The sequence below is a fragment of the Micromonospora sp. NPDC000442 genome, from assembly GCF_042898635.1.
Classification (GTDB): Bacteria; Actinomycetota; Actinomycetes; order Mycobacteriales; family Micromonosporaceae; genus Micromonospora.
Genome location: NZ_JBIAYZ010000028.1, coordinates 17,895 through 41,802, shown reverse-complemented (window position 1 = coordinate 41,802; position 23,908 = coordinate 17,895). Strand labels below are relative to the sequence as shown.

General features: G+C 70.5%; 12 protein-coding genes. 5 read left to right on the top strand and 7 right to left on the bottom strand.

Annotation, left to right across the window (positions count from 1 at the left end; genetic code table 11):
- The first annotated feature begins 43 nt into the window (after window positions 1-43).
- The 5 genes from sbnA to ACFY2A_RS28140 are packed head-to-tail and all read left to right on the top strand — an operon-like array spanning window position 44 to window position 16,965.
- Window positions 44-1,054: a 2,3-diaminopropionate biosynthesis protein SbnA gene (gene sbnA / locus ACFY2A_RS28160; protein WP_363919393.1), complete on the top strand. Its 1,011-nt coding sequence runs from the start codon at window positions 44-46 to the stop codon at window positions 1,052-1,054.
- The gene (sbnB, locus tag ACFY2A_RS28155) at window positions 1,048-2,058 is read left to right on the top strand and encodes a 2,3-diaminopropionate biosynthesis protein SbnB (RefSeq protein WP_387176034.1); all 1,011 of its coding nucleotides are present in this window, start codon (window positions 1,048-1,050) and stop codon (window positions 2,056-2,058) included. The genes sbnA and sbnB overlap by 7 nt, the downstream gene beginning before the upstream one ends.
- A complete protein-coding gene (locus tag ACFY2A_RS28150; RefSeq protein ID WP_387176032.1) occupies window positions 2,055-8,519 on the top strand; it encodes an amino acid adenylation domain-containing protein in 6,465 nt (2,154 codons plus the stop codon). The genes sbnB and ACFY2A_RS28150 overlap by 4 nt, the downstream gene beginning before the upstream one ends.
- Window positions 8,516-15,673, top strand: coding sequence for an amino acid adenylation domain-containing protein (locus ACFY2A_RS28145; protein WP_387176030.1), 7,158 nt, complete (start codon window positions 8,516-8,518; stop codon window positions 15,671-15,673). Before ACFY2A_RS28150 ends, ACFY2A_RS28145 begins: the two co-directional genes overlap by 4 nt.
- Before the next feature lie 5 nt (window positions 15,674-15,678).
- Window positions 15,679-16,965, top strand: a complete 1,287-nt coding sequence (locus ACFY2A_RS28140; protein ID WP_387176028.1) for an MFS transporter — start codon at window positions 15,679-15,681, stop codon at window positions 16,963-16,965.
- A 564-nt stretch (window positions 16,966-17,529) separates the two neighbouring features.
- Here ACFY2A_RS28140 and ACFY2A_RS28135 read toward each other — a convergent pair.
- Genes ACFY2A_RS28135 through ACFY2A_RS28105 form a run of 7 tightly spaced genes read right to left on the bottom strand, consistent with a single transcriptional unit; the run spans window position 17,530 to window position 23,520 of the window.
- Window positions 17,530-18,459 carry an LnmK family bifunctional acyltransferase/decarboxylase gene (locus ACFY2A_RS28135; protein WP_387176025.1) on the bottom strand — a complete coding sequence of 310 codons (930 nt, stop codon included), beginning with the start codon at window positions 18,457-18,459 and terminating at the stop codon, window positions 17,530-17,532.
- Window positions 18,459-19,520 carry a histidinol-phosphate transaminase gene (locus ACFY2A_RS28130; RefSeq protein WP_387176023.1) on the bottom strand — a complete coding sequence of 354 codons (1,062 nt, stop codon included), beginning with the start codon at window positions 19,518-19,520 and terminating at the stop codon, window positions 18,459-18,461. The genes ACFY2A_RS28135 and ACFY2A_RS28130 overlap by 1 nt, the downstream gene beginning before the upstream one ends.
- Complete coding sequence (locus tag ACFY2A_RS28125; protein ID WP_363919379.1) at window positions 19,513-19,740, bottom strand: acyl carrier protein; 228 nt, start codon at window positions 19,738-19,740, stop codon at window positions 19,513-19,515. The genes ACFY2A_RS28130 and ACFY2A_RS28125 overlap by 8 nt, the downstream gene beginning before the upstream one ends.
- Window positions 19,733-20,797, bottom strand: coding sequence for a 4-hydroxy-2-oxovalerate aldolase (gene dmpG, locus ACFY2A_RS28120; protein ID WP_387176021.1), 1,065 nt, complete (start codon window positions 20,795-20,797; stop codon window positions 19,733-19,735). Before dmpG ends, ACFY2A_RS28125 begins: the two co-directional genes overlap by 8 nt.
- Complete coding sequence (locus ACFY2A_RS28115; protein ID WP_387176019.1) at window positions 20,794-21,690, bottom strand: acetaldehyde dehydrogenase (acetylating); 897 nt, start codon at window positions 21,688-21,690, stop codon at window positions 20,794-20,796. Before ACFY2A_RS28115 ends, dmpG begins: the two co-directional genes overlap by 4 nt.
- Window positions 21,691-21,721: 31 nt before the next feature.
- Window positions 21,722-22,537: a 2-keto-4-pentenoate hydratase gene (locus ACFY2A_RS28110; RefSeq protein ID WP_387176017.1), complete on the bottom strand. Its 816-nt coding sequence runs from the start codon at window positions 22,535-22,537 to the stop codon at window positions 21,722-21,724.
- Window positions 22,534-23,520 (bottom strand): class I SAM-dependent methyltransferase, encoded by a 987-nt coding sequence (locus tag ACFY2A_RS28105; protein ID WP_387176015.1) that lies wholly within the window; start codon window positions 23,518-23,520, stop codon window positions 22,534-22,536. The genes ACFY2A_RS28110 and ACFY2A_RS28105 overlap by 4 nt, the downstream gene beginning before the upstream one ends.
- Between the last annotated feature and the right edge of the window lie 388 nt (window positions 23,521-23,908).

The window sequence follows — 23,908 nt, the reverse complement described above, 5'->3', positions numbered from 1 at the left end:
GTAGTAGGCGCATCGCGGCGGATGCAATTCGAGGAGCGGCTCTATGACCGAACAAACCCCCACCGGGTCAGGAGTGCTGGCGACCATCGGAGCGACACCGATCGTCGAGCTGGTGAAGCTCGACCCCGAGAGTCCGTTCAGGACGTTCGCAAAGTTGGAGTCGCACAATCCAGGCGGCAGTATCAAGGACCGCTCGGCGCTGGAGATGCTGCGAGAACGCATACGCGACGGGCGGCTCGTGCCAGGACGATCAGTGGTGATCGAGTCCAGTTCCGGCAATCTCGGAATCGGCCTCGCGCAGGTGTGCGGATACTACGGAATCCGCTTCATCTGTGTGGTCGATCCACGCACCAACAAAGACAACATCGCCATCATGCGCGCACTCGGCGCGCAGGTCGAGGTGGTCACCGACGTCGATCCGGCCACCGGAGAGTACCTGCCCGTGCGTATCCGTCGGGTGCGTGAACTCGTCGCGACGATCGATCACGCGTACTGCCCGGACCAGTACTCGAACCCCCTCAACCCACAGGCACACCACACGACCGTACGAGAGATCGTGCGGGCCCTGCCGGAAATCGACTACCTGTTCTGCGCCACGAGTTCCTGCGGCACCCTGCGGGGGTGCGCCGAATACATCCGGACGCACCAGCTGCCGGTGACCATCGTGGCGGTGGACGCGCTGGGCAGTGCGATATTCGGCCCGGCGGTCGGTTGGCGGATGATTCCCGGCCACGGCGCATCGGTGCGTCCGAAGCTGTACCGCAGCGACCTGGCCGACATCGTGGTCCGGGTCGACGACCTCGACGCGATCGTGGCCTGCCGTCGGCTGGCCGCCCGCGAGGCGATTCTCGTCGGTGGCTCCTCGGGCGCCGTCGTGGCGGGCCTGGAGCAGATGCGCGATCAGATCCGGCCCGGGGCCACCTGCGCGATGGTCTTTCCCGACCGCGGTGAGCGGTACCTGGACACCATCTACGACGACGACTGGGTCATGACGTACTTCGGTGACGTGTCGCACCTGTGGAACAAGCCCGACATGCAGGTGGCGCCATGTTGATCCTCGGGGCAGGTGAGGTCCGTGCCGTCCTCGACGGGGGCGAGCGCGACGTGGTGTCCGCGGTGGAGGCGGCGTACCGGTCCCACGCGTTGGGCCGTACGCGGGTGCCGCAGTCCGTTTTCCTCCGCTTTCCGGACGGTGAGCGCGAGCGGATCATCGCGCTGCCGGCCTATCTGGGCGGTGAGACGCCGACCTGCGGGATGAAGTGGGTGTCCTCCTTCCCTGGCAACCTCAGCCGGGGGATGCACCGGGCATCGGCCGTGATGATCCTGAATTCGGTACACACCGGCGTACCGGAGGCGATCCTCGAAGCATCGGCGATCTCCGCTGGACGTACGGCGGCGAGCGCCGCCCTGGCGGCGTTCACGCTCTCCTCCTCCAGCCCGGAATCCGCGGTGACGCTTGTCGGCTGCGGTCCGATCAATTTCGAAGTGCTGAGGTATCTGCGAACCGTGCTGCCGGCGCTGGACACGGTGACCTTGTACGACCTCAGCGCCGAACGGGCGCAGTCCTTCGCCGCCGAGGCGCGGTCGGTCTGGCCGACGTTGAAGATCGACGTGGCCGAGAACGCGGCCGACGCCATGGCCCGCCACAAACTGGTGTGCCTGGCGACGACGGCGAGCGCCCCGCACCTGGGTACCGAGCACTGCCGCCCGGGAACGCTGGTGCTGCACCTGTCGTTGCGTGACCTCACCACCGACTCGATCCGTTCCAGCGTGAACATCGTCGATGACGCGGACCACGTGTGCCGGGCCGCGACGTCGTTGGATCTGGCGCAGCAGGAAGCCGGACACCGCGACTTCATCGCCGCCTCGCTGGGCGAGGTCCTGGTGGCCGGTGAGCGGTACGTCAGGAGCGACGACACCGTGACGGTGTTCTCCCCGTTCGGTCTCGGCTGCCTGGATCTGGCGGTGGCCGACCTGGTCCGGCGTGCGGCGTCGGCCCGCAGCCTGGGCACCACATTGGATGACTTCCTACCGACGAAGCAGCAGGTGTGCGCATGACTGACATCCTCGAAACCGGCAACCAGCTCCGCCTGTCGTTCGAGCAGGAGCAGCTGTGGTTCCTCGACCAGGTCCGGTCCGGCACCCAGGAGTACCTGTTGCACTGGGGATTCCGGCTACGCGGGCCACTGGACCGGGAAGCGCTGACCGCGGCCTTCACTGAGATCGCCGGCCGGCACGAAATCTTGCGTACCCGCTACGCCACCGTCGACGGACAACCGGTGCAGATCATCGACGAGCCGGCGCCGGTCGACATCACGGTGGTGGACCTGAGCGGGTACCCAGCGGCCGAACAGGACCGACGGGTATGGGAAATCGGCGACGCAGCGGTGACGACGCCGATCGACCTGCGCGAATCCGCGCCCTGGCGGCTGACCCTCGTCGAGCTTTCCCCCACGGACACGATCCTGATGATCGTGGTGCATCACATAGCCTTCGACGGCCCGTCGCTGGGCGTCCTGGCCAGGGAACTGGGCGTGCTCTACGCGGCCCACGCCGCCAGCGAGAGGTCGCCGCTTGAGCCGCTTGAGCTCCAGTACGCCGACTTCGCCGACTGGCAGCGGAGCCGTTGGGACGCGAACGACGCGGCGTTCGTCCGGCATTTGGACTACTGGCGCGAGCGACTGGCCGGACTGCCGCCACTGGAACTGCCCACCGACCGGCAGCGCCCCGCCGTATGGGAGCCGGCCGGCGAGGTGGTGGCGTTCACCGTGCCGGCACCGTTGGTGGCCCGAGTCACCGCCGTGGGACGCGCCGCCCGGGCGACCCCGTTCATGGTGTTCCTGGCCGCCTACCAGCTCTTGATCAGCCGTTACGCGGACCAGCTCGACTTCGGTGTCGGCGTGTCGACAAGCGGGCGGAACCGGGTCGAGCTGGAGCCGGTGATCGGCTCGCTCGCGCAGACGGTGGTGCTGCGGACCGATCTGTCCGGGGATCCCACCTTCGTCGAACTGCTCGGCCGGGTCCGCGAAACGGCCCTGGACGCCTTCGAGCACAAGGACGTGCCCCTGCAACGCCTGGCCGCCGAACTGGCGCCGGACCGCGGCCTGTCCCGCAACCCGCTCTTCCAGGTCGGGTTCGCGGTCCTGAACGGCCAGGGGGAGCCGCTGCGTCTGCCCGGCATCGAGGTCGACTGGGTGCCGACCCCCGTACGCAGTGCCACCTTCGACATGTCGCTACAGATGACCGAGGAGCCGGACGGATCCTGGGTCGCCCGGATCACCTATCCGGCCGCGCTCTTCGACCGGGCCCGCATCCAGCGGATGGCCGACAACTACCTGTCGCTCCTGGAGAACCTGGCGGCGGCGCCGGACACACCGCTGCGCGACGTGCCGACGGTGACGGCCGTGGAACAGCAGCAGGTGCTCGGCTGGAACCCCGCGCCGCGCGAGGCGACCGACGCGCTGCTGCCGGACCTGTTCCGGGCGCAGGCCGAGGCCACGCCGGACGCGGTGGCCGTGGTCTGTGGTGACGTCGAGCTGACCTACGCCGAGCTGAGGTCCAGGGCGGACAGCCTGGCCAGCTTCCTGCACACCCGGGGAGTCGGTGCGGAAACAGCCGTCGGCGTCGCCCTGCACCGCGGTGCCGATCTCGTGGTCGCACTGCTCGGTTCGCTCACCGCCGGTGCGGTCTACGTCCCGCTCGCACCCGACCTGCCCGACGAGCGGCTCGAATTCATGATCGACAACGCGGGCGTCGAACTGGTGCTCACCGACACGGCGCTGCGACAGCGGATTCCGCAGCGCACCCCGGTGGTGGTGCTCGACGAGCAGTGGGACGCCATCACCCAGGCCACGCCACCGCCACCGGTGGCGCTCGACGCCGCGAACGCCGCCTACGTCATGTACACGTCCGGATCCACCGGTCGCCCCAAGGGCGTCGTGATCAGCCACGGCGGGATCCGGAACCGGGTGCTGTGGGCGGTGGACCAGTTCGGGCTCAGCGGTACCGACCGCGTACTGCAGAAGACGACCATCGGGTTCGACGCCTCGATGTGGGAGTTCCTGGCGCCGCTGGTGTCCGGCGGCTGCGTGGTGATGGCGCCGCAGGACGCGCACCGCGACACCGCCGTGATGGTCGGTGCCCTCGCGGCGTACCGGATCACCGTGGTGCAACTCGTCCCGTCCGTGCTGCGCACCGTGGTCGAGGAGCCGGAGCTGGCCGCCTGCGACGCACTGCGGCTGGTGTGCTCCGCCGGCGAGCCGCTGCCGACCGAACTGTGCGAACGACTGCTCGGCGTGCGGGAGGTGGACCTGTACAACACCTACGGCCCGACCGAGTCCTCGATCGACGTGACCGCGTGGCGCTACGAGCGTGGCGAGACCGACGGTACGGTCCCGATCGGTGCCGCGCTGCCCGGCGTCGACCTGTACGTGGTGGACTCCGCCGACCGGCTCGCACCCATCGGCGTACCCGGTGAACTGTGCATCGGCGGTGTCGGCCTCGCCCGCGGTTACGCCGGGCGCGGCGACCTCACCGCCGAGCGGTTCACCCCGAACCCCCTGGCCACCCGGCCCGGTCAGCGGTGGTACCGCACCGGAGACCTCGCCAGGTGGCGTGCCGACGGAATCCTGGAGTTCGTCGGTCGCCTGGACGCGCAGGTCAAGGTGCGAGGGGTACGCGTCGAACCCGGCGAGGTGGAGGCCGCCCTCCGGGCGCATCCGTCGGTCGCGGCGGCCGTGGTCACCTCCTATCGGTCCGTCACCGGTGATCTGGAGCTCGCGGGCTACGTGGTGCCGGTCGCCGGGACGACGGTGGAGCCCGACGAGTTGTCCGGATTCCTCGGCACCCGGCTGCCCGCCGCGATGGTTCCCGCCAGCATCATCGCGCTGGCCGAGCTGCCGTCGCTGCCCAACGGAAAGGTCGACCGGTCGGCGCTGCCGACCCCCGGCAGCCGGCCGCCCGGCGACGACCCGGATCACGTCGTACCCGATGACGTAGCGCCCGGTCACGTCGCCCCCCGAACGGAGACCGAGCGGGCCGTCGCCACGCTCATGGGCGAGCTGACCGGGGCCGAGCGGGTCGGCGTGGCGGACGACTTCTTCGCGCTGGGTGGGCATTCGCTGCTGGCGATCCGGCTCGCGCACCGGTTGCGCCGCCGGTTCGGGCTGGAGCTGACGGTGGCCACCCTGTTCGAAGGACGGACCGTGGAGCGGGTCGCCGCGGCGATCGACGCGGGTACGACACCCGACAGCGAGCCGCAGATCGTGCCCGTACCCCGCGACAGCGCCCTGCCGACCTCGTTCGGCCAGCAGCGACTGTGGTTCCTGGACCAGCTCGAACCGGGCAGCGCGGAATACCTGATCCCGATGGTGTACCACCTCACCGGAACGCTCGACACCGCGACGCTGCGCCGCGCGGTGGAGGAGGTCAGCGCCCGGCACGAGGTGCTGCGCACCCGCTACGTCGGGGACAGCGGTGTCCCGCTGCAAGTCGTGGATCCCCCCGGCCCGGTGCCCTTCGACGTGGTGGACCTGACCGGCACCCCGGATGCCGCGCAGCGCGCCAGGACGATCGTCGAAGCGGCGAGCGCCCGGCCGTTCGACCTCACCCACGAGCGTCCGCTGCGGGTCACGGTCGTACACACGGCGGCCGACGAACACCTGGTCGCGATCACCCTGCACCACATCGCCTTCGACAACTGGTCGCTGGGCATCTTCCTGCGCGAGCTGAACGAGGCGTACGCGGCAGGACTCGCCGGTACCCCGTGGTCGACGCAGCCGCTTCCGGTGCAGTACGCCGACTTCGCCGCCTGGCAACGCGACCGCCAGGCCGACGGCACCATCGGCAACCAGATCGAGTACTGGCGAACCCGGCTCGCCGGGCTCGTGCCGGTCGAACTGACCCCCGACCGGCCCCGCCAGCCCGGGCGAGACCTGCGCGGTGAACTGTTCATCGTCGACATACCGCAGGACACCGGAGCGGCGGTACGCGAGCTGGGCAACCAGACCGGTGCCACGTTGTTCATGGTGCTGCTGGCCGCGTTCGACGTGCTGCTGAGCCGCCACACCGGCCGCACCGACATCGCGATCGGCACCCCGGTCGCCGGCCGGACACGGCCGGAGAGCGAGGACCTGATCGGTTTCTTCGTCAACAACCTCGTGGTCCGGGCCGACCTGGGCGGAAACCCGACCTTCCTCGACCTGGTCGACCGGGTCCGCGGGACCGCCCTGGAGGCGTTCGCCAACCAGGAGGTGCCGTTCGAACACCTCGTCGACGCCCTGCAACCGGACCGCGACCTGTCCCGCAATCCGCTGTTCCAGATCATGTTCGAGGTACAGCACACCGGTGCCGGTAACTCGCCGTCCACCCTCGCCGGGTGCGCCGCGGCCGGCCTGGACAGCGGCCTGTCGGTGGCCAAGTTCGACCTCACCCTGTCGGTGATGGAGCAGCCGGACGGGCGGCTGGAGTGCTGGTTCGAGTACGCCACCGCGCTGTTCGACCGCTCGACGGTCGAACGCCTCGCCGGCCAGTACCTACGCCTGCTGGGCGGCGTGGTCGCCGATCCGCAGGCCCGGATCGGCGAGCTGGATCTGCTGTCGGCCGAGGAACGCCACACGATCGTGCACCGGTGGCCGGACCCCGACGCGGACAAGCTGGACCTGCTCGACCCGCCCGGCGAACGGCACCTCTCGGTTCCGGAGCTGTTCGAGCAGTGGGCGGCCCGGACCCCGGACGCGACCGCAGTGGTGTTCGGTACCGAGCGGCTCGGCTACGCCGAGCTGAACGCACGGGTCAACGAGCTGGCGCACCAGCTCCGTTCGATGGGTGTCGGACCGGAGGTCGTCGTCGGCTCGTGCCTTCAGCGCGGCATCGCGCCGGTGGTGGTGCTGCTGGCGGTGCTCAAGGCCGGCGGGGTGTACGCGCCGTTCGACCCGGAACATCCGCCGGAGCGGCTGCGCTACATGCTCGACGACGCCGGAGCGTACCTGGTGGTGACCACCGGCAAGTTCGCCGACCGGTTCGCCGGGCACGACCGTCCGGTGCTGGTCGTCGACGACGGGGACCGGGCGAGCGGCCGGCCGTCGGCCGACCCGGCACCGGCCACCGTTCCGGACAACCTCGCGTACATCATCTACACGTCCGGGTCGACCGGCCGCCCCAAGGGCGTGATGATCTCGCACCGGGCGTACGCGCACCACTGCCGGGTGATCGCCGACTACTACGGCATCCGCCCCGGCGAGCGGGTCGTGCTGCTCTCGGCGCTCACCTTCGACGTCTCCATGGACCAGATCGGCGCCACCCTGGCCACCGGCGCCACGATCGTGGTGAGCGACCCGGTCTTCTGGGCGCCGAGCGAACTGCCGGCCAAGCTGGCGCAGTACGGCGTCACGATCATGGAGATCACTCCGGCGTACTACCGGGAGATGATGGATGCCGGCGTGGACCAGCTCACCGGGCTGAAGCTCGTCAACGTCAGCTCGGACGTGGTGACCGTCGCCGACGCCCAACGCTGGGCGGCGACCGGCCTGCCCGGCCGCTTCCTCTGCACCTACGGGCCGACCGAGGCCACCGTCACCTGCATGCTCAACCCGGTCTCCGGTGACCTCGCCGACGAGCGCAGCACGGCCACCCTGCACATCGGCCGCGCGGCCGCCGGAACCCAGGTGTACGTGCTCGACGCGGAGCAGCGTCCGCTTCCCGTCGGGGTCCCCGGCGAGCTGTACCTCGGCGGCGTGCGCCTGGCGCGCGGCTATCACGACCGGCCCGAGCTGACCGCGGAGCGGTTCGTGCCCGACCCGTTCGCCACCGAACCGGGAGCGCGCCTCTACCGCACCGGAGACCTGGTCCGGCTCCGGCCGGACGGCAACGTCGATTTCCTCGGCCGCCTCGACACCCAGGTGAAGATCCGCGGTTTCCGGATCGAACTCGCCGAGATCGAAGCCGTGTTGGCCAAGCACCCCGCGGTGCCCGCCGCCGCCGTCGTCGCGAAGGACATCGGGCCCGGCGACAAGCGACTCGTCGCCTACCTGGAGTGGTCCCACGACACCGGCCCCGACCTCGACGAGTTGCGGGCGTACCTACGGGAGTCACTGCCCTCGTACATGATCCCGTCGGCCTGGGTCACCGTTGCGGCCCTGCCGCTGTCGCCGAGCAAGAAGGTCGACCGGGCCGCGCTGCCGGATCCGAAACCGTCCCAGCTCGACGGTGCCCGCGGATATGTGGCACCGCGGGACCCGGCGGAGGAGACCATCGCCGGGATCTGGTCCGACATCCTCGGCGTCGACCGGATCGGCGTCGACGACGACTTCTTCGGACTCGGTGGGCACTCGCTACTGGCCACCCGGGTCCTGGCCCGGCTGCGGGCGGCCCTCGCCGTGGAGGTTCCGCTGCGCTGCCTGTTCGAGGCGACCACCGTGGCGGAGCTGGCGGTGGTGGTGACCGACCTGATCACGGCCGAACTCGACGAGCTGACCGACGCCCAGATGAGCGAACTGCTTTCCCAGGATGGTGCCCTGTGACTGAGACAATCGATCGAGCCGGTCTGCGCGCGGAGTTGCTTCGGCGCAGGCTCGTAGGTGCCAAGACCGCCGCGCCGGACGAGGGGATCACCCGGGTATCACGCGAGACGCCGCCCGCGTTGTCGTTCGCGCAGCGCCGGCTGTGGATTCTCGACCAGGTCCGGCCGGGCGGCACGGAGTATCTGGCCAGCGCCGGCCTCCGACTGTTCGGGCCGCTGGAGTCCGCCGCGCTGCGGGCGGCGCTGGACGGGATCGTGGCGAGGCACGAGGTGCTGCGCACCCGCTATGTGGTGGTCGACGGCGAGCCGGGCCAGGTGATCGACCCGCCGCAGCCGGCCACGCTGCACGAGGTGGACCTGCGTGGCCTCGACCCCGCCGCGCAGGACGAGCGGATCGCCGGCTGGATGACCCACGACCGGGCACCCGTCGACCTGGCGACCGGGCCGGTGCTGACCGGAACCCTCGCGCGGCTGGGCGACGAGGAGCATGCGCTGGTCGTGACCCTGCACCACATCGCTTTCGACGGCTGGTCCGAGCAGGTGCTGTGGCGTGAGCTCGACCGGTTGTACACCGCCGCGCTGACCGGCGGACCGTCCCCGTTGGCACCACTGCCGGTGCAGTACGCGGACTTCGCCGCGTGGCAGCGCGGTGCGATGTCCGGTGCCGCGCTGGACCGCCAGCTCGACTACTGGCGGCAGGCGTTGGCCGGCGCCACCCCGGTGGAACTGCCGCTCGACCGGCCGCGCCCACAGGTCCGGGACAGCGCCTGCGACCTGGTCCCGTTCGCGGTGTCCGCGCCGGACGCCCGAGCCCTGCACGAGCTCGCCCGCCAGGCCGGCGCGACGCCGTTCATGGTGCTGATGGCCGTGTACGCGATCGTGCTCGGTCGGTTCGGTCGGAGCAACGACATCACGATCGGCACCCCGGTGGCCTGTCGCGACCGGGCCGAGGTGCAGGACCTGATCGGGCTGTTCCTCAACACGCTGGTGCTGCGCACCGACCTGTCAGGCGACCCGTCCTTCCGCGAGGTGCTCCGGCGGGTCAAGGAGATGGCGCTCGGCGCCTACGCCCACCAGGAACTTCCGTTCGAACGGCTGGTGGACGAGCTGGCCCCGGTGCGCGACGCGTCCCGGACCCCGCTGTTCTCGACCATGTTCCTGTGGGCCAGCGGGGACTCCACGGCCCGCCGCGTCGGTGAACTGCGCGCCGAGGAGCTGCCGGTCGGTGAGAGCGACGCCAAGTTCGACCTGACCCTGGTGGTCGTCGACCAGCCCGACGGCACCCTCACCGGCTTCCTGAACTACGCCACCGCGCTGTTCGACCGGGACACCGTCGAGCGGTTCGCGACCCACTTCACCACCCTCATCGGCGCCATCGCGGCCACCCCGGACGCACCGATCAGCCGGCTGGTCGAGCCGCCACCGGCCGAGCGGCAGCTGGTGCGGACGTGGAACGAGACCGAGGTGGCGTACCCGACCGGCACCCTGCCGGAGCTGTTCGCGCGGCAGGTGGCCCGCACCCCGGACGCCGTTGCCCTCCGCTTCGAGGGCGAGGACGTCTCCTACGCCGAGCTGGACCGGCGCGCCGACCGACTGGCGCGGTACCTTCTCGACGCGGGCGTCGGGCCGGAGTCGATCGTCGGCGTGTGCCGCCGCCGGAGCATCGAGCTGGTGGTGGCCCTGCTGGCGATCCAGAAGGCCGGCGGCGCCTACCTGCCGTTGGACCCGGACCACCCGGCCGAACGCCGGGACTACATGTGTGCCGACGCCGGTGTCACGATCGTGCTCACCGACACCGAACCGGTCGTCCCCGACACCGGGCCGGCACCGACGGGCACGGTTCCGGCGGGGCCGGACCACCCGGCGTACGTGATCTACACGTCCGGTTCGACCGGCCGGCCCAAGGGCGTCGTGGTCACCCACCGCGCGATCGTCAACCGGTTGCACTGGATGCAGGACGCGTACCGGCTGGACGCCTCCGACCGGGTGCTGCAGAAGACCCCGTACAGCTTCGACGTCTCGGTGTGGGAGTTCTTCTGGCCGCTGATCACCGGGGCCACGCTGGTGATCGCCCGACCCGACGGTCACCGCGACCCGCACTACCTGGCCGAGCTGATCGCCACCGAGCAGGTCACCACCCTGCATTTCGTACCGTCGATGTTGCGGGTGTTCCTGGCCGAGTCGTTCGGGCCGTTGCCGTCGGTGCGACGGATGATCTGTAGCGGCGAGGCGCTCCCCGCCGACCTGGTCGCCGCCGTCCACGAGCGGATCGGCTGCGAGTTGCACAACCTCTACGGGCCGACCGAGGCGGCCGTCGACGTCACCGCGGTGCGCTGCGCGCCCGGGACGCCGGTCACCATCGGACGGCCGATCGCCAACACGCGCACCTACATCGTCGACGAGAACCTGCGGCCGGTCCCGATCGGAGTGCCGGGTGAGCTGCTGCTGGGCGGCGTGCAACTGGCCCGTGGCTACCTCAGCCGCCCGGGGCTCACGGCGCAGCGGTTCGTCCCCGACCCGTTCGAGGAGTCCGGCGCAGGAGGGCGGCTGTACCGCACCGGTGACCTCGCGAGGTACCTGCCGGACGGCCGGATCGACTACCTCGGCCGACTCGACGACCAGGTGAAGATCCGCGGACACCGGGTCGAACTCGGCGAGATCGAGGCGGTGGCGGCCGAGCACCCGGCGGTGTCCGCGGTCGCCGTCGCGGTGCACGACGGCCAACTCGTCGGCTACCTCGTCGCCCGCGACACGGAGGCCGGCGTCGAGGTGAGCGACGTGGCGTCGTTCCTGCGCGGTCGCCTGCCCGAGGCGATGATCCCGAGCCACTGGCAGCTGCTCGCCGCGCTGCCCCTGACCACCAGCGGAAAGACCGACCGGCGCGCGTTGCCGGCCCCGACACCTGGCCGCGCCTGGGCGGCCGGCGCGTACGTCGCCCCCCGCACCGAGGCCGAAGGCGTCGTCGCCGAGGCACTCGCGGCGGCGCTGGGCGTCGAACGGATCGGTGTGCTCGACCGGTTCTTCGACGTCGGCGGTGACTCGATCCGGGCCATCCGCGCGATCGGGACCCTGCGCCGCGGCGGGCTGCACCTGTCGGTGCAGGACATCTTCACCCACCAGACCGCGGCGCAGCTGGCGACGCTCGCCGACCGGCCGGCGGCCGGTGCGGACGAGCCGCCGGTTCGCCCGTTCGAACAACTCGACCCGGCCGACCGCGACCGGCTCCCCGACGGCCTGGTGGACGCCTACCCGATGGGCCAGGTGCAGGCCGGCATGGTGTACGAAATGCTTGTCAACGGCTCGCACCCGGCGTACCAGAACGTCACCAGCTTCGACATCGCCGACGACGGTCCGTTCTCGCTGACCGCGTTGAACCAGGCCGCACAATGGCTGGTCGACCGGCACGAGATCCTGCGCACCACGTTCCACCCGTCCGGCTACACCGAGCCGATGCAACTCGTCCACGCCGAGGCGCGGGTCGAGGTGGGCTTCGACGATCTGCGCGGGCTCCCGGAAGCCGAGCAGCAGGACATCCTGGAGCGGTACCGGGAGTCGATGAAGCTGGCGATGCTGCCCATCGATCACGCCCCGCAACTGCGCTGGCACGTGCACCGCACCGGGGAGCGGACGTGGGTGCTGACCCACACGGAGTGCCACGCCATCCTGGACGGCTGGAGCCACCACTCCCTCATCGCCGAACTGCGGGACACCTACCGGGCGATCCGGGACGCGGACACCGATGCGTTGAAGCCTCCGCCTCCCGGGCGCTACGCGGACTTCGTCAGGTTGGAACGGCGCTCGCTGTCGGCCGGGCCGGACGAGCAGTTCTGGCGGAGCCGCGTCGGCGACTACGACCGGATCGCGTTGCCGGCGGACACCGCCCCGGCCGGCCACGGCGCGGTGCCGGAGCTGCGGATGTCCTGGCGGCATCTCGAACCGGGGCTGCGTGAGCTGGCCGCGCGGACGCAGACCTCGCTCAAGGCCGTGCTGCACACCGCACACCTCGCGATGATCGGCGTCATCACCGGCCAGCGGCGGTTCTTCAGTGGTCTGGTCGTCAACGGCCGGCCCGAACTGCTGCGCGGCGACGAGGTCATGGGCATGTACCTCAACACGGTGCCGTTCGCGGTGGACCTGCGTACGCCCCGGTGGCGCGACCTCGTGCGCGCCGTGTTCGCCGAGGAGCTTGCCGTCTGGCCGCACCGGCGCTATCCGATCCCCGCCATGCAGCGTGCCTGGGGCTCCGGTACGCCGCTGATCAGCAGCATCTTCTCCTACCTCGACTTCCACGTGCTCGACGCGCAGCAGGACGTGTTCGGCACGGTTGTCGACGACAGCCCCAACGAGTTCACCCTGGTCACGTTGACCTTCCCGGGCGAGCTACGACTGGAGTGCCGGGCCGGTTGGGCCACGGAGGAGCGACTGACCGCGCTGGGAGAGACCTTCCTCGAACTGCTCACCGCGATGATCGCCGACGACGGCGCGAACCCGGTGGACCTCAGCTCGACCCCGGCGCACCGGTTCACCGAGCCGCAGCAGGACTGGCCCGCCCTGCCCGAGGCGTGCGTCACCGACCTGTTCATGACCCAGGCACACGCCCGGCCGGACGCCGTCGCACTCGAGTGCGGCGAGTCGCGCCTGACCTACCGCGAGCTCGACGCCCGGGCCAACCAACTGGCGTGGGCGCTTCGTGAGCACGGCGTCGGCGTGGAGACTCCCGTCGCGGTCTGCATGGACCGTGGGATCGACACGGTGGTCGCGTTGCTCGGCATCCTCAAGGCCGGCGGCTGCTACCTGCCGCTCGACCCCAAGTATCCGGACAGCCGCATCGAGTACCTCCTCGACGATTCCGGCGCCCGGATCCTGGTGAGCGGGCCGACCCACGCGCACCGTTTCGCGGCTCGTGCCGGGTTGACCACGCTGAGTCTGGACTCCGAATGGTGGTCGAACGGCAGTTGGCCGACCACCGCACCACAGGTGACGCTGTCACCGGAGAACCTCGCCTACATCACGTACACCTCGGGGTCCACCGGCCGCCCGAAGGGTGTGCTGGTCCCGCACCGCGGCGTCGTACGGCTGGTGCACGGCCAGGAGTACGCGCACCTGGACGCCGAGCAGGTCATGCTCCAGATCTGCACGCTCGCCTTCGATGCCTCGACGTTCGAGGTCTGGGGTGCGCTGTGCAACGGGGCCCGGCTGGTCGTCGCCCCGGAAACGCCGACCGCGGACGAGCTCGACGAGATCCTGCGCCGGCACGGGGTGACCGTGCTGTGCCTGCCCACCGGCCTGTTCAACACCATGATGGACGTTCGGCCGCAGGCGTTGGCCGGGGTACGGGAAGTGGTGGTCGGTGGCGAGGTGCTGCCGCCGCAGCAGGTGCGTAAGGCGATGGAACACGGCGTGCTGGTCAGCAACGGGTACGGCCCGACCGAGACCACCACGTTCGCCACCGTCCACCCACGGATTTCCCTGCCGGCGCTCACCGACGTCATCCCGGTCGGGAAGCCGATCCATCACACCTACGTGCACGTCGTCGACGAGAACCTCGACCCGGTCCCGTTCGGCGTGCCGGGTGAGCTGCTGCTGGGTGGTTCGGGCGTCGCGCGTGGCTACCAGAGCCGTCCGGACCTGACCGCCGAACGCTTCGTACCGGACCCGTCCGGAAGCGCGCCGGGAAACCGGCTCTACCGCACCGGGGACATGGTCCGCCAGGACCCGGACGGCACCATCCACTTCATCGGGCGGCGCGACCACCAGGTGAAGATCCGCGGGCACCGCGTCGAGCTGGGCGAGGTGGAGGCCGCGATCGCCGAGCTGCCCACGGTGCGGGCCGCCGCGGCGGCGGCGTACCAGGGCGTGGACGGGGTCAAGCAACTCGTCGGGTACGTCGTGCTCGACGAGGACGGCCCGGCCGACCCGGCCCGGCTCGGTGACGTGATGCGAAGCAGGGTGCCCGGCTTCCTGGTCCCGACGGCCTGGGTCCGCCTGGACCGGCTCCCGTTGAACAACAACGGCAAACTCGACCGGGCCGCGCTGCCCCGGCCGGCGGCGGCAACGTCGGTACGGGAATACAGCGCGCCCCGTACGCCCACGGAAGTGGCGGTCGCCGAGGTCTGGACCGCGGTCTTCCGCCTGCCCCGGGTCGGCCGCGACGACGACTTCTTCGACCTCGGCGGGCACTCGCTGCTGACCTTGCGGGCGATCGCGATGCTGCGGGACCGGCATGGCATCGAGACGACCGCGCGAACCTTCGTCGAGCACCGCACGCTCGCGGCGCTCGCCGCGTCGATCGACGGCGAGCGGCAGCCGGCCACAGCGCTGCTCTGGCTGCGTCGGACCGGCGACCAGCCGCCACTTGTGTGTGTGCACCCCGGCGGCGGCAGCGCGCACTGGTACCGGAGGCTGGCCGAGCACCTGGATCCGAATCTGCCGGTGGTCGCCTTCGAATGGCCGGGCCCCGACCCGTCGACCGGCTCGGTGCCGTCCACCGAGGAGATGGCGACCCGCTACCTCGCGGAGTTGCGGGAGGCGGTCCCGCAGGGGCCGTACCGGATCTTCAGCTGGTGTGGCGGCAGCGGGGTGAGCAGCGAGATGGCCAGCCGGTTGATGGCCGAAGGCGAGGAGGTCACCTTCATCCTGCTCGACCCGGGGCAGGACGCCTGGCAGAAGGAGCACCTCTGGTCGGAGTACGCGCTGATCAAGCAGTGTGTGACGAACCTGGAGCGGCTCGACGCGGCGCCGCCGGACGAGGACACCTCGGTGCTCCGGCAGGAGACGCTGGCCCTGCTCGAACACATCGTGGACGACATCGTCGGCAACGACGGGATCACGCTCCCCGAGCGCGGCGCGGGAACGATGTGGCTGCCCGCCGCGCGGATGTGGGAGGAGGTGATGGAGATGGTGCTGTCCTACCGGGACCGCCCGTACGCCGGTCACCTGGATCTCATCGTCAGCGACGAACTGGCGCAGGGCGAGCACGAGGTCGTCAGCTCCGGCCAGACCTACAGCGACTACCTCCAGCGGTGGCGCGAACGGACCGCCGGGCTGGGGGTGCACCGGGCGAAGGGTGAGCACTTCTCGGTCATGAAGGAATACATAGCGGACCTCGCCGCCATCGTGACGGGGCTGATCGACAAGCCGGCCGGGCGACGGTGAACGGTATGTCGACCGCGCCGTCTCCCGCACCGGGCACCACCAGACGGGCCCTCGCGGCGGTGTATGCCGCCGGCGCCGGGTCCGCCGTCGGGACCCAGATGACGACGCTCGCGCTGCCGTGGCTGGTGCTGGAGAGCACCGGCTCGGCACCGCGGGCGGGTCTGGTCTTCGCCGTGTCGGTGCTCCCCATGGCGCTGCTCGGCTTCGTGGGCGGCGAGGTCATCCAACGGTACGGCGCACGCCGAACCATGGTGGTCATCGACTTCGCGCAGTTCGCGGCCATCGGGTCGATACCTGCGCTGGCCGCAGTGGGTCTGCTCAGCTTTCCCCTGCTCCTGACGATCGTCGCGGTGATCGGCGTGCTCGGAGTGCCCTACTTCGCCGCGCAACGCGACCTGGCCACCGAACTCGCCGGTCCGGACCCGAAGGCGCTGATGCGGGCGAACAGTGTGCTGGAAGGGTGCTTCAACATCGCCGCGTTGGCCGGCCCGGCCATAGCGGGCGTGCTGATCGCGACGCTCGGCGCGGACAAGGTGCTCTTGTTCGACGCCGTGACCTCGGCGGTGTCGGGCCTGCTGCTGTGGTGGTTCGTGCCGCGCACGCGGCGGACGGAGCCGGCGACGCCGGCACCGCAGGAGCGGCAGACTCCGGACCACGCAGGAGTCCTGGCCGGGGTACGCGCACTGCTCCGGGACGACTTCCTGCGACGGGTGATGGTCACGACCATCAGCTTCGGCTTCCTCATGCGGGTCCTGATGCTCGCGCTGCCGCTGCTGGCGTTCGCCCGCTTCGCCGGCGATGCCAGGGTCGGTGGGCTGCTGCTCTCCGGCTTCGGTGCCGGCGCGATCGCCGGGGCGGCGGTCAGCTATCTGATCGGCAGCCGGTTGTCCCCGACGATGGTCTTCGGGCTGGCCGCCTTCCAGCTCGTCCTGCCCTGGTGGGTGTTGCTGTTCGACGTGCCGGTGCCGGTCCTGGTCGCCGCGCTCGCGGTGTCCGGTGCGGCACTTCCGTTGTCCAACGCCCCGTTCTTCAGCATCCTGGCCACCCGGTTCGCGGTCGACATCCGAGCGAAGGTGATCCAGGCGGTCATGACCATCAGCAACATCGCCGGCCCGCTGGGCTTCCTCGCCGGCGGGATGGCGATCGGCCGCTTCGGCGTGACCACGACCCTGCTCGTCCTCGCGGCCCTGTCCACACTTGCGGCGGTCAACCTCGTGGTGGCGTTGCGGCATTTCAATCCCGTGGCGCTGACCAGCCCGCAGCCCGAGCCCGCGACGGCAGCTGCTCGGTAGCCCGCCCGGGCCCGGTGCCGGCACCGGGCCCGGGCCCGGGCGGGCAGCAGCGCCCCTAGTGGGACGGTCCACCCGATATGCGCAGCGAGTGTGATGTCCGGGCCGATGTCGGCCCGGACATCACCGTGCTGACGACGCGGGGACAGCGCCGCGGTCACGGTCCCGGTAGCCGACTGCCGGGACCATGGATGTGTTCGACCTGGGTGGGCCACTCGACCTGGCGCTCGCCGCGTTGTGCGCCCGGGACGAGGGGATCCCGGTTGCCGCCCGAGGTGCTGACCGCAGTGTTCGCCGACGGAGGACGGCCTCTCGTCGACGGCCGACAGCCCGGGGGTAACGCGACGGCCGCCCGGTCAGGGCGGTGTTCACGCGCACCCGGTGACGAACTGTCGCGACCACCCGGTGACGAACTGTCGCGGCCCTGCGGTTGAAGGACTGTTGTGCCCACCCGGTGACGCGCGTCAGCCACGAAATGATGGGCGCGGTTGCAGGTTCGCAACCGCGCCCATCAGGTGGCCGGTGGGGTGCAGGCCGGGCTCGCAGCCTGTCGCGTCGACGCGGTCCTCAGGCCGGCGTGGGCGGGGTCTCCGTCTCGATCGCCGCGACGGCCAGCAGCCGACCGGTGGCGGAGTCGCGGAGTTCCAGGTCGGCGATCTCGGAGAGCGGGTCGGCGACGTTCTGCCACCTCCGCGCGGTGACGGTGAAGAGCGAGCCCAGGTCGGCGTTGCCGAAGAAGCCCACCTTCTGATCGATCACCCGCCGCTGGAGGAACTGCCGCTCGGTGCGGCCGAGCCTGCGCCACAGACGCAACAGCGCCGTGTCGAAGATCGAGAAGTACGAGGCGAAGTAGACCAGCCCGGCGCCGTTGATGTCCCGTACGGCGTCCAGTGCGTACTCGAAGGACAGCTCGTCCCCGGCGACGGCGAATCCCGGCGGCGCCGGGGTGAGGAAGCTGCCCGCACCGCGGGCGCGGCCGACGAGCGTACGTGGCGAGAACTGGTTGGGAAGTCGCGGCAGCTCGGCGTTGTCGAAGTCGTGGGGGACGGTTTCGGAGAGGACCCGGTTGCTGTCCGGACTGCCACGCGCGATCCACCGGTTGAGCGTTTCCGCGTACATGCACTCCGGGTCCGGCGTCTCGTAGACCTCCGCCGGATCGAGGAACGCGGTGCCGAGGCCGGAGCCGGCGGGCGCGAGCCGATGCAACGTGAGAACCGAGCCGCCGCCGAACTGGAAGACCCTCGACGTCACCTCGAGTTCGTCGCCGAAGGCCAAGCCGTGCGGATGAACGACCTTCCCGCCCCGCACCCGGTAGTAGTAGAACGAGAGGTAGGTCGGTTGGCCCTCGGCGGTGCGGGCGGCGTGCACGTTGGTGCGGCAGGCCTCGGCCACCGATTCCCACGTCCAGTCACCGATCCGCCCGAAGATCAGAGAGCCACCGCTGCACATTCCTGGCGCGACGATCACCTTCCGGTGAAGGGCTGTGTTCTCGGGCATCATCTCAGCGCTCCAGTCGTGAGTAGTTCCGGTGCGTTGCGGACGCGCCACTGGTGTCCCGCCGCGAGGAACGCGTCGTTGTCCGCGGGCGAACCGATCGACACCCGGACGCCCTCACCGTCGAAGACCCGCAGCTCGATGCCAGCCCGGGCACACCAACGGCCGAACGGGCCGGCGTTCTCGCCGAGCCCGAGCCAGAGGAAGTTGGCCTGGCTGGCCGGAACCGCGAAGCCGTCGGCCAACAGGGCAGCCCGCACCCGGGTACGCTCGGCGATCGTCTCCCGGACCCGGGTCAGGAGCACATCCTCAAGGTTGAGGGCGGCGACTGCCGCGTGCTGGGCCGGCCCGCTCACCGCGTAGGGCAGCGTCATCTCGCGCAGCGACGCGACGATGCGCGCAGCGCCGATGAGGTAGCCGACCCGGAGCCCCGCCAGGCCGTACGCCTTCGAGAACGTGCGCAGGACCACCAGGTTGGGGTACGTGTCGCACAGCGCGAGGCCGCCGGTCCCCACCGGCTCGTCGACGTACTCGAAGTACGCCTCGTCGAGGGCCACCAGGCAGGTCGGCGGGACGCGGTCGAGGAACGCGCGCAGCCGGTCCGGGCCGAGCAGCGTACCGGTGGGGTTGTTGGGGTTGCAGATGACGACCAGCCGGGTCGTGGCGGTGATGCGATCGGCCATGGCGGTGAGGTCGTGCACGTCGTCGGTCAGCGGCACCCGCTCCGAGTGGATCCCCAGGTGGCCGGCGAGGATCGGGTAGTACTCGAAGGACCGCCAGGCGTAGACGGCCGTCGCACCCGGCCCGGCGAGCAGGAACACCGCCTGGAGCAACGCACAGGACCCGGCGCCCACCGCCACCCGATCCAGCTCGACACCGTGCCGGTGGGCGAGCGCCAGGGTCAGGTCGGCACACGCCGGGTCGGGATAGCGGTGGACGTCCCGGCTGCTCGCCGCGACCGTGGCGGTGATGTCCGGCAACGGGCGGTGCGATGACTCGTTGCGCGACAGCGGCCGCGTGACGCCACGGGGCGCTCCCGCGGTCGGCCCCGTGGCCTCACGCACGACAGCGCTCCGCGACCAGATCGGCGATGTCGCCGACCGTCGCGAGTTCCAGCAGCTCGTAGTCGGAGACCTCGATGTCCAGTCGCGTGCTGAGCAGGGCCGACAGCTCGACCACGGCGAGGGAGTCGAGGCCCACCTCGGCGCGATCGGCCGTGGCGACGACCTCCTCGGTCGGCATCTGGAGGTCCTCGACCAGGATGGTCTTGAGTTGGTCAAACATGGCTCGCCGTCCGTTCAAGCTGGCCCGTGGACCCGGCACGCAAGGCGAGCGCCACGTCCTCGATGAGGTCCTCCTGCCCGGCCACGGCCTGCAGGCGGCCGAGTTCGAAGAAGACGTCGCGCGGATCGACACCCTCGCGGGTGGCGACGTCCAACACCCGGTTCTTGAATCCGGAGAACACCCCGGCGAGACCACTCACCACGCCAATCGAATCGATTGTGGGTGGTGCGGGCATCAGCTCCCGCTCGGCGATGTCCGCCGCGTCCAGCAGTCGATAGAAATCGATGCCGGTGTCGTAGCCCAGCCGTTCGAGCACGGGCACGAGAACTTCCAGCTGCGTGTTGCCGGCGCCCGCGCCGAACCCCCGGGCGCAGGCATCCAGGATGGTGGCGCCCGCCTCGGCGGCGGCGATCGAGTTCGCCACCGCCATGCCGAGATTGTTGTGCCCGTGGAACATCACCGGCACGCTGACGGCGGACCGGATGGCCGCGATCCGTGTGCTCACATCGTTCGGCAGGTAGTAGCCGGAGGAGTCGAGGATGCCGACGCCGGTCGCACCGAACTCGACGAGCCGCGCACACTCCTCGGCCAGGCGCTCGGGACTCGCCATGTGGCTCATCAGCAGCACGCCGTGTGCGTCGACGCCCGCGTCGCGCAGCAGCCCGAGGTGTCGCTCGGCCAGGTCGCTCTCGGTGCAGTGGGTGCCGATCCGGACGAGGTCGACGTCGTACGAGACGGCCAGCCGGATGCTCTCGGTCGTGCCCCAGCCGGGCAGCATGAAGACGCCGAGCTTCGTGGTGGTCAACGCCTCCCGGACCACCGACAGCATCGCCTCGTCGCTGAGGAGGGCTCGGCCGGCTTGCAGGGACGAGGCACCCAGGCCGTTGCCGTGCCCCACCTCGACGACGGGTACCCCGGCGGCGTCGGCGGCGGCAGCGTACGCCCGAAGCTGCTCCCGCCCGAGCTGGTGGCGGACGGCGTGGTGTCCGTCGCGCAACGTCGGGTCATGGATCAGGATCGGCTGTCTCGGTGAACTTTCCGTGGCTTGCTGGCTCATGACGCCACCTCCATGGCCTCGATCGATCGACGTTCCACCGCACAACGCTCGGCGACCCGGATCGCAGCCGAGTTGATGATGTCGAGGTTGCCCGCGTAGGCGGGTATCTGGTCGCCTGCGGAGGTCACCTCCACGGCGACGAACGCCTTGCTGTCGTTCACGATGCAGCTCGTCACGGCATAGCCGGTGGCGAAGGCACGGACGTCGGCGGCGGCGGACGCCACGAGTGGGTGCACCGAATCGTGTGTCAACCCCTCGCCGATCAGGGACATGGCCACCCTGAAGGTCGCCGGAGGACGAGCCGGGCTGACGTTGAGGATGGCCTTCACATCCTCGACGCCGGTGAACTCGCGGAGCGCGTCCTGCGTGGTCTCCACGTACTCGTCGAGGTTCAGCCTGGTTCCGCGGCCGACGCTGAGCGTCGCGGCGGTGGCGACCACCTCCACGTAGTCGATCCGGTGGGCTCGTGAGATCGCCCGGACGATCGGCACCGAGGCCTGCCCGCCGCAGCTCACCATGTTGAGGTCGCGGTGCGCGGCGGCCTCCGCGCCGTTGACGGTGGGGACGACCATGCGCCCGATCCGGCTGGGCGTCAGGTCGATCAGCAGCGTGCCGAGCGGCGCCAGCGCCTCGGCGTGTTCGGCGTGCGATCCGGCGTTTGTGGCGTCGAAGACCACGTCGAGCGGTTCGTCGAGGTCGGCCAGGGACGCCAGGCCCCGGCTCGCGACCGGCAGCCCCAGCCGAGCGGCCCGCTTGAGGCCCGGGCTGTCGGCCGTCCGGCCAGCGACGAGGCGGAGGTCCAGTGCAGCGGACCGCTCGACTTTCACCGCCAGGTCGACGCCGATGAGCCCGGCGCCGAGCACCCCAACTGACAGTCGTCGTCTTGCATTCATCGAGGGGATCGCCTTCCTACCCGCGTCGGGACTACGTGTTCGCTACTTGCAGAGTGACCGAGCCCAGATGATCGAATTCGGCGGTGTAGGTGTCACCGGGGCTCAACGGGACCGCGGCGTGCAGGGCGCCGGTCATGATCAACTGCCCGGCCTCCAGCGTGATGCCGCTCTCGCCCAGCAGATTCGCCAGCAGCGCCACCACCGCCACCGGATTGCCCAGGGCGTCGGCGCCCCGACCGGACGCGACCAGCTCCCCGTTGCGGCGGAAGGCCATCCGCACGAGCCGGTAGTCCAGCTCCGCGCTGGCCGGGATCGAGCGTCCCAGCACTGCCGCGCCGTTCGAGGCGAGGTCGGCGATCGTGTCGCCCAGCCGGATGCGCCAATCCCTGATCCGGGAGTCGACGATCTCGAGACCGGCGACGACCTCTCCGATCGCCGCGTGGGCCTGCTCCACGGTGACGCCGGGACCGGTCAACGGGCTCGCCAGACGAAAGACGATCTCGGCTTCCACCTTCGGCGAGATGAACTCGTCACGAGCGAAGCAGGCACCGTCGGTGCGGACGGTCGAGGCGAACACCGGGCCGTAGTCCGGGGCGTGGACCCCGAACATCTCCTGCATCGAGGCGGAGGTGAGCCCGGCCTTGTAGCCGATCACACGCTCGCCGTCGGCGATCAACAGTTCGGTCAGCCGGCGCTGGACGGCGTATCCGCCCGCCGCGTCGAGCGTGGGGCAGGCGTCGGTGAACGGAGCGATCGGGACGCGGTTCCTCCGCGCCTCGTACAGGGCCGTGGCCATGCGCTCGGCGTCGGGCTCCGCCAGGGCCGCTGCTGCGCCGTTCCGGCTCATCGCGTGGCCACGAAGAGGCGGCTGCCCGGCATCCCCAGCGGGGTGCTGGTCACCGCGGAGAAGTCGGCCTGCCGGAAGAGTTCGCACCACCGGTCCTCGGTCGGCAGCCGGACGCCCATCGAGCTCTCGTGCAGATAGCTGAACAGGGCGCTGAAGGCCCGCTCGCCCGGCGTGTCCACGTACGGCACCGCGTCGGTGACCACCAGGCAGCCACCGTCGGCGAGGCGCTCGCGGCAGGCGCGCAGCACACCCGCGAAGACCTCGGGATGCTGAGCGACGTCGTGCATGACGAAGCCGGCATGGATGATGTCCGCGCCGTCGAGTGGACCGGGGTCGTCGACGAGCGTCTCGACGGACCGGTTGACCACCGTGAGCCGGTCGTCCACCTGGGCGCGGCGGCCGGCGCGTTCGGCCTCCTCACAGGCCCCCGAGCTGAGGTCCAGGGCCACGCCGGTGCTGGTGGGCAGCTCGGTCAGCAGCCGGATCAGCAGCGCGCCCGCGCCGGCACCGAGATCGACGATGCGCCCGGGCTTGCGGTTGATGATCTCGGACAACACGCCGGGATAGAAGCCGCGCGAGCCGATCCAGCGGGACGAGACCGCCACCCGCCGGCCGTCGCGCTGGTGTTGCCGGCCGGCCGCGTCCGGCTCACGCAGGAACCGCTCCGCGTGATCGATGTACGGACGGTTCGCATTGAGCGACCAGGAGAGGTAACCCGCCTCGTGCCGCCGGTCCGCGAGCTGAGCACAGGGCGTGAACGGCCCGGTCTCGGCGTCGCGCTCCAGTAGCCCGGCGGCGGCCATGGCGCGCAGGAAGAGCAGAGCGCGAGTTTCGGGAACGCCGGTCGCGGTCGTTGCCTCGGCCAGCGTGAACGGCGTTCCACGATCGAGAAGCGGCGAAAGCCCCAGATTCTCGGCGATCTCCAGAAAAGTGGCGTTCGCAGCAAGATCCGCGGCGATGTCACTGACGTCAGAACTGATCACTTGTTCACCCACGTCCTGCCGATTCGGCGATTTTTCGGTATCGACCCTTGCTTTTTCGGTGCGTGTCCGTCCAGGTAGGAGGCCAACGTTGGACTGCCGGGCATCCCTCGACCGCTCCTTCCGTAACGGCGGCAATCGACGTTCTCGGCACGGATCCACAACGGTTGTCAATGTGCCACGGAAACACGGAACGACTGCAGAGAAGAATCGGCAGAGATACGGGAAGACGCCGACTGTCGTTGCTTCTTTCCGCCCTGCGGTGGTCGATCCGGTGGCGGGCGGCGAGTCGCCCGGCGGCCAGGCTGGCTGTCGGGGCGACGGGGTGCGGACCCGGCCGCCACCGGGTCGGCCGCCGTCGCAGCCGGCCCGTCGCCGTACCGGGCTGGAC